The organism is Rhodococcus sp. C26F, assembly GCF_053345925.1.
Window position 1 is genome coordinate 1 of sequence record NZ_JBKFBA010000085.1, and the last position, 7,510, is coordinate 7,510.

5 protein-coding genes are annotated in these 7,510 nt (G+C 63.7%); all 5 read left to right on the top strand.

Annotation, left to right across the window (positions count from 1 at the left end; all coding sequences use genetic code 11):
- Nucleotides 1-775: ISL3 family transposase (locus ACLBYD_RS30200; RefSeq protein WP_447817834.1), on the top strand; the 775-nt coding region annotated here is incomplete at its 5' end.
- 72 nt (nucleotides 776-847) lie between these two features.
- A complete protein-coding gene (locus ACLBYD_RS30205; protein WP_237211560.1) occupies nucleotides 848-2,428 on the top strand; it encodes a hypothetical protein in 1,581 nt (526 codons plus the stop codon).
- A 93-nt stretch (nucleotides 2,429-2,521) separates the two neighbouring features.
- Nucleotides 2,522-3,529 (top strand): hypothetical protein, encoded by a 1,008-nt coding sequence (locus ACLBYD_RS30210; RefSeq protein WP_237211559.1) that lies wholly within the window; start codon nucleotides 2,522-2,524, stop codon nucleotides 3,527-3,529.
- Between the two features lie 196 nt (nucleotides 3,530-3,725).
- The gene (locus ACLBYD_RS30215; protein ID WP_237211558.1) at nucleotides 3,726-6,320 is read left to right on the top strand and encodes a hypothetical protein; all 2,595 of its coding nucleotides are present in this window, start codon (nucleotides 3,726-3,728) and stop codon (nucleotides 6,318-6,320) included.
- Between the two features lie 15 nt (nucleotides 6,321-6,335).
- On the top strand, nucleotides 6,336-7,445 hold the full coding sequence (locus ACLBYD_RS30220) for a hypothetical protein (protein WP_237211557.1): 1,110 nt from the start codon (nucleotides 6,336-6,338) through the stop codon (nucleotides 7,443-7,445).
- Nucleotides 7,446-7,510 lie beyond the last annotated feature (65 nt).

Here is a 7,510-nt window from a genome sequence, read left to right on the forward strand (position 1 = left end):
CCGCTGGGACACCGGCCTCGTCGACATCGCTGGCCACCAGGGCCTGCTCGCCCAGGTCAACGGCCGCACCTCGACGGCGGTGATCGACTGGCTCGATGCCAGGGACGAGGCATGGAAGGCGCAGATCACCCACGTCACCATCGACCTGTCCGGCGTGTACGCCAAGGCGGTACGGGAGGCATTGCCGCATGCCGAGCTGGTCGTCGACCGGTTTCACCTGGTCAAGAAGGCCAACGAGATCGTCGATGCGGTGCGCCGGCGGGTCACCCAGACACAGCGGGGTCGGCGCGGCCGCAAGAGCGATGTCGAGTGGATCAACCGTCGTCGGTTGCTGCGCGGCGCCGAGACCCTCACCATCGAGCAGCGCACCGAACTGTTCACCAAGCTGCTGACCGCCGACCCCAGCGAGGAGATCGCCGCCGCCTGGATCGCGAAGGAGCTCCTGCGCGATCTGCTGGCCTGCACCGCCCGTGGTGGGCTGCGGTACGAGACCCGGGCCGCGTTGTATCGGTTCTACAAGTTCTGTGCCGCCTGCCCGATCCCGGAGGTCACCGCGCTCGCGCGCACCGTGGAAACCTGGCAGGACCCCATCATCCGGGCGATCGAGACCGGCCTGACCAACGCACGCAGCGAAGGTTACAACCGGATCGTCAAACACGTCGGCCGGATCGCGTTCGGATTCCGCAATCCCGACAATCAACGCCGCCGGGTACGGTGGGCGTGCACCCGCCGCTCCCGGCGGAGCACACCCAGCCGGCATCAATGCCACTGCTAACCGCGAAGAGCCATATTGAGTGCAGTTCCGGCATCCTGGGCCTCGACGGCCCGTTCCATCCAGGCTGCGGGTGTGGAGTTGGTGCACACGAACGTCGAGGTTCACCTGTTTGGTGTGGATGGGTTCGCGTTGCTCGACGAACCCGTGCTTTGCGCGTCTCGTCCTGATCGTTTGCTCGTTGACGTGGCTCGTCTCGGGGAGCTCATCACCCCTGATACCCGCATGGACTCCATGGTGGGGCGGATGGCTTTCCCGGAAGCGTCCGGGCTGGTCGTATCTGCCTTGACGATGCTCGGGGTCGACGGATGGTGGCGTAAGGCCGACACCCCTCCCATTGCAGAATGGGGTGCGGCGCGGACTTTGGCTCAGCTGGTGTGTGAAGCGAACTTCGCCAGCGCACATCGTTCCGAACGGATGTTGTTGCAGTCCGCCCTTGCGGTATCGGCCCCACTTTCCCCGGCAATGTCGCAGCGGCAGCTGGCACGGTTGCTGCTGTCCGAGATTTTGCCGCGGGCTGATTTCCTGATCCTGCCGGTGAACGTCGTCAGAGGTGCTCGCACGTGGCTGACCTCGCAGAGCAGTCACGAAGCTGTGTCGCGTTGTGTGAGCTTGTGGAGGCATGCGCGACAGCTGGATCTCACGGATTCGACCGCGTGGAGACATCTGGGCCGTGACTTCGATGCGGCAGTAGAACTGGTCTGTGGGGACATTCCCGATGCCCAGCTCACCCACAGCATTGCGAAGGACATCATCGAACCGATAGGGCGGGTTATCGCTCAGGCTGCCGTCGTGTGCCGGGACGCAGCCGCACGCTTCGATGAGGACACCGAAAGCAGCGCGATGTCCCCATCCGACAGGCCCGATGCATCATCCGGATATGGCGGTGTGGGGCTACCCCACCACCGGATGCTGCGCTACAGCCTTCCCACCGAGAGCGAGCGTGCTGCACGAGACCAGTTCGCGGCGCGACTCACCGAAGCGAGTTATCGCTCTCCAGGCATCCAGAGCACCCCGGTCCCGTATCCCGCCGGCCGTCTGAACACCCGAGAGCTCGTGCGACTGAGCGCGCAAATGCACCTTGGTCTGGCACCTACCGCCAAGCCGTGGACAGCGAGAGTGATGATGCCCCGCGCGCGAGTTCGGCTGACCTTCGCGTTGATTTTCGACGCTTCACTGTCGATGTCCCCCTGGACACATCATGCAGGTCCACTTGGTTGGTCGATCGCAGCGGCGGTCAACGAGCTCGGTGGAAGTTGCACTGTCCGCGGATTCGGTGGGGGATCGTTCGAGGTCATCCGGCCTGGCACCGCCCCGGTGAACGTGCCTCGCGTCGTCGACACCGGATCGGGATCGGACGGCTGCGACCTCGCCCTGGACCACGTTGTCGCCGACAGTCGGATCCTCACACAGACGGGAGCGCGAGTGGTCGTCGTGCTCACCGACGGCAAACTGCCGGCCGACGACGCGACAGGAATCGACCGGACAGTGGGCCGCCTCCGCGATGCAGGAGTGGTGGTCCTGTGGGTGCTGACCTCAGCGAGGGTGGCAGCTGACGTTGTCCCTGACCGCGCGATTGTTCTGACATCGGTGACCCCAGAATCGTTCATCGACGTGGTATCTCGAACGGTCGTCGAGGAACTTGCCCACACCTGAAACCGATAATCACGGCGGCCGATGACCCGAACCACGACTTCTACGGTATTCGCAACCACGTAGGCCGACCCTGTCGGCAGGAAGGTGTGTGTCATGTCGAATACCCGCATCCAGGCGGTGACACGAGAGGCCGTGGCTGCCGCCGACCCGAATGTGCCGTGCGGCCCACTGGTTCTCGGGGACGGCGACGTCCATGCAGTCGGTGAGGCGCACGGACGGTTGGTGCCTATGGTCGGCCAACTGCGACCGTTCCTGTATGACGTCGCCTACGACAATGTCCGTGTCTACGCCGACCGAGTCGAGGACGTACTGGCGATGATGCTCGGCGACCGGTACGCGGAACTGGTTGCCCGTGTCGACAGCCTGGATGCGAACCCGGCGCCGGCGCCGGAAGAATCCGACGTTACCCACTTCGATGACGTGCTATCCGTCGTCGACGACCACACCGCTGACGAGTTCGATCCTCCCGCGACCGCCGAGGACCTCGAAGCGTTCGCGGCTCACATGGCCTACAACGAGGAGCTCGCCCAAGCGCAGTACGAGATGGCGCTGATTCGCCGCCAGCATGCGGACTCGGTGCGTATTCGGCTGCAGGCTCAGATAAACGACAAGGCCCGTGTCGACGGCAGCTGGCAGGTTCTTTCCGATGAGCAGCAGCAACTACTCACCTCTGCAGCAGACGAGAACGGTCTTTCACCGGCAGGAGTGATCGAAGAGGTGCCTGTGCTTGTCGACGGCGTGGATGGCACCCTCACGCAGACCACGGTCGAACGCGGAGTGTGGACGGCCGACACGCAATTGGTCGTCAACACGGGAGATTACTCGCCGTGGGAACCGATCCCGTTCCCCGAATCTGCGTTGATCCGCCTTGACGAGAACGATGAGGAAGTCGAGGTGCGGACCCGCAGCAACCTCGTGATCCTGCGGATCGACACGCCAGACGATTACATCGAATCCCTTGCAGATGCCGGCGTGATCCGGCTGACGGTGACGCCGACCGAGCAGCCCGACGACTTCTTCCGAGACGCAGAGACAATCCTCATGGAGGCTGCGGCGGAAGTGCGTGCCGCGAAAGGATCCGCAGCGCACTCGGACCAGTAGTTCTGTGGGGCCGGTAGTGGCCAGAACCGCTGCAATAGCAATACTGCACAGATGTCCTAGCGTCTCAGTGACACCATCACTTGGAGCCTCTGGCCTGCAGATATAGCCGGACAGGGTACTGGCGCAGCAACACGAATCCGGGCATGATGCCCCTATCGGAGATCAACATCCCACACCTCACAGGAGGGACGCGGCAATGGTTTGCCGAGAGAACAAAGGCCGTTCGTTTGTCATCGGCTTCACGAAAGCCCTGCAACGACAGATGGGCGGCGACGCGTTCCACGACGCTGAGGTGCAATCGTCGCAGCACGAGTTCAAGCACCAGCTCGAGGACATGAACCGACAGTTCACCGAAGACCCCGAGCAGTGGCGCAATACCCAGATCAAAGTCTGGGAGTCCGTGAGACAGAACGTCGCCGACTCCACGGCGTTTTCCGATGAAGCCAAATACCGCGTCTCTCCTGGACGAGGCGGTCAGCCCGGATTCATCACCCGTATCGATCAGGAACTCGAACGCCTCAAGAGCGGCAAGGACGAGCACGGGCGCCCTCTGCGACCCGAACAGATGAACAGTCCAGCCGAACTCGCCTCGATCATGCGGATGGGATCGATCCTCGAACGGATCGGACCAGCGAAGAACAACTTCCTGGAAATGAACGCCCGGCACCGCGGCATCAGCATGGATGATGCACGCCGCGAATGGAATCAGCTGATGAACCGCAAGGGTGACTTCTCCAACATCAGCCTCACCGACGACTACCGCAACAGCATGGCCGGCGCCGGCATCACCGCCCGAGATCAGTCCGACCTCGGCATCTCCGGTCGTGCTCGCGACTCGATGCGCATCATGGAACAACGCCGCCTGCAGGCTGTCCACACCCTGGAAACCCGACCTGCAATCCGAACGGAACACAAGCTCCGAACCTTCATAGATCCCAAATCTGAAGCCGCGCAGATCCGCTGCGAAAAGTGCGGCCAGTTCGGGCATCACGGTGGCGGATGCCCCAACGGCGACATCCTCAAAAAGAAGCAGTCGCTGCAGCAACAGTCCGACATTCTCGCTCGCACCGCCAAGGCCAGCCAGATCCGCAAGATGTTGGGCCGTCCCGATGAGGAACTGCAAGCATCGATGGACACGCACTTTCCCGGCCAGTACGCGGATGTCTCAGCCTTCCGTGCGGTACAAGAGAAGCGAATCGACGGCCTGCTCGCCGGGAACCCTGAGATGGACGACGACGAGCTGCGCGATGCACAACGTCAAATCAGCCGCCAGGAAAAACGACTCAACAAGGAACTCGAAGCCCGCGGGGGCACCACCTCCTGGATCAAGGAAGTGCACTACAACCCCGAGAACGGGCTCCTTGTGGTGCGCCCGCACGACTACACCACCAAGGACGGTCAAACCAAACAGGCCCGGCCGTTCATGCGGCGCGTCTCCCCGGAGAACGTGCAGGCCATGCTCGACAGTGACGAGTCGTTCGGCAAGGCCATCAACGACCTCGGCATGATCCGCGGCCCGCAACTCGACAACTACGGATTCGAGAACCAAGACGATTACGCCGAGTCGCTGGTTCAACGCAAATGCCCTACTTGCGGACAGTTCGCGTCGATGAACACAGGTCACCGCTGCCCCGTACCCGGCAGCCCCAGCGAGGAATACAAGGCGCGCGAACTCGCAGCCAGCAGCGCCTACCGCACCCTCCTGGCCCAGACCAAAGGCAAGACCACACCCGGCACAGCGAAACCGATGCACCGTCGGCAGGGCTTCCAGGCGGAAAGCCGCACCGTCCGTATCCGCGGAGCGAACAACCAGCCAGTAGAGGGCAAGATCGTCACCGCCCGAGCAGCGGATGTCATCGGAACCTCCGACGCCGGTCACATCGCCAACCCTGCGGTGCGCGCAAGCTACCCCGACGCCACAGTGACCGGGACCGTCGCGGTGTGGGAAGACCTCGACGGCAGACGCGTGATCTCACCGTTCTCCACAGCAGGTGGCCGCGGCCTCAAATGCAGCTGCGAGGACTACGCGCAGCGCCGGTGGTGCAGGCACTTGGCGGGCACCAGCAACGCCCTCGCTCGCAAGTACGAGGCATCCAATGCCGGAAAGTCCCAGCCCGGCGGCCCGGCCGCCTCGGATAACACCGCTGCCGACGCCCCCATTGGTGCACAGAACAGACTGTCCTACGGCAGGATCCAGAAGATGCGCTCTGGCGCAACAGCCGAGTTCGTCGAGGCGTACAAAGCCCGCCCCAGCAACGGTGTCAGCATGGCCGCGCCCGCGGCGATGCCTCCGCGCGACATAGAAGGCAACCCCATACCGGAACCGGATCAATGGACTCGCTCTGAAACGCAAACGTCCCGATTGGGTAAGCCCGTCGACCTGAACGACACCAAGCAGGTCACACACCGGGTGCGCAAACTCCTTGCCGGTCGCCCACCGCGTGTGTCGTTCTCGGTGAGGCCCGACAAGGACGGTGGCATCACTGTCGACATCCCACCGATCCACCGAGGCACCCCCCAGGAGGCGTACTACCGGAAGGAACTGGGGAACCTGCTGGGAACACCCGCCCTGAAAGGTCGTCGCGGCTTCTACATCCCACCCACGCCGTCAGCGCGGTTCGCTGCCCTCGAACGCGCCGCCGGTGACCCTGTCCGGATCCGCCCCTCCGAGTGGGTTACCCGTATCGACCCAGAGCGGGATGAGATGAACCAGCAGCGACACCGCGCGACCCGTGGTCAGAACAACCAGGGCGCCGACCCGGCGATCACTGGTCAGCACGTCGGCGTCTAGCAGTTGGGAGTGAGTATGTCGGTAACGGACGAGATCGACGCGGCTGTCGCGGCCGCGGCCGGGGGTCTCGATGTCCTCGACCCAGACGTTCGATCCGCCAGCGAGGGACCGTGCAGCCCTGAGGAAGCCCGCGCGCTGATCAGCAAAGCGATCGATGCCGCGGACACATTCCAGTCGACCATGCGCGAGCTGTTTCGGCGCCGTGCCCACGAGGCGCTGGGCTATCCGACCCCCCGGGAGATGCTTCTCGGAGAGTTCAAAGGGTCGCTGATCAATCCGCGCACGGGTGCCCCTTACGGCGATTCGCACGTGCACCGGATGGCTCGGGTGGCGTGGTTGACATGGGCGGTTGCTGAGCGCACCGGTGTCGACATGACCGAGTTGGCCATACCTGAACGGCCGCTACGAGAAATTTCGCCAGGTGTGGACCGGGCGGGGGACAGGGATCTGGTCGATCGGATCGCTGACCGTGTCGCGGACGTGGCGCGCAGTAAACGCGCTACCGCCGACGACGTCAGCGAAGTGATCGACGAGGTGATCAACGAGGCTGCCGGCCGGACACCGCGCCGAGAGCGTGACCCCGGGGACATTCGACCCGAGGTGCCCGAGGGCAACTTCACGTCGATCCAGGGGGAAGGAGAATTCGGGGGACGTGCCGTTTCCCCACGTAACGGGAGTAAGACCGGGTTCGACGATGACGTCGACGGCGATTACGACGATGGCGCCCCCAGCCGTCCTGCCGGCTCCGGACGTGTCCCGGCCGGGACCGGCGGGGCAGCGGCAGATGCGTTCGGTGACCCTAGCGACTTCGTCCCACCAACCCCGCCCGGAATGGCGGACGGTGCCCTGCTGGATATGGGGGCGGCGATGGCAGCATTGCGGGAGCACGGTGACTTCGTGCGCACCCTCGAGGACATCAATGCGATCGGGGAGCGACTACCGACAGTGACCGCGGTCCGCGACAAGTTGCCTGATTTCCTCGACGCCGTCGATGACAGTGAGTTGCACTCGTTCAAACAGCAACTCGTCTCCGCAAGAGAGTTCATCGACAACGCGATCGAAGCCAAACGCGCCATCGACGCCGTGCTCGAAGAAACCGAGTTCCGCATCGACGACCTCTACTAGCTGACCGTATCGTCGGAGATTTGCTGGACGCGTCCCGATCGGCCGTGCGAAACCGTGACCACCAC